Consider the following 404-nt stretch of genomic DNA (forward strand, 5'->3'; position numbering starts at 1 on the left):
ATCGCGCGCGCGGTCGGGCGCGAGGTGGCCCTGCGCTGGCTCGGCCGCCACGCCGAGACCGTGGAGCGGCGGCTCGAGGACACCGGGTTCCTCGCCCTGCTGACCCTGCGCGTCGCCCCGGGGCTGCCGTACTGGCCCGTGAACTACGGGGCGGGCGCGCTCGCCGTGCCGCTGGGGATCTTCGCCGGCTCCACCGCGGTCGGCGTGATCCCCGGACAGCTCTCCCTCGTGGCGATGGGGGCGTTCGCGGTGCGCCCGGGCGTCGTGAACGGCGTGCTGCTCGGGGTGGGCTGGCTCACCGTGGGCGGTCTGACCCTGTGGGCGGTGCGCCACTGGCGACGGGCGGCCCGGTCCGCGGAGGAGCCGGCGGGCTCGGAGGGGCCGGAAAGCCCGCGGAGTGGTCA

Annotated in this window: 1 protein-coding gene; it reads left to right on the top strand. The window is 77.5% G+C overall.

All coding sequences use genetic code 11. From position 1 onward, the window contains the following. The coding region (locus ACFWJO_RS37955; protein ID WP_386872698.1) for a TVP38/TMEM64 family protein at nt 1–404 on the top strand (404 nt) is incomplete at both ends.

The sequence above is a fragment of the Streptomyces sp. NPDC127092 genome (assembly GCF_042722475.1).
Lineage (GTDB): Bacteria > Actinomycetota > Actinomycetes > Streptomycetales > Streptomycetaceae > Streptomyces.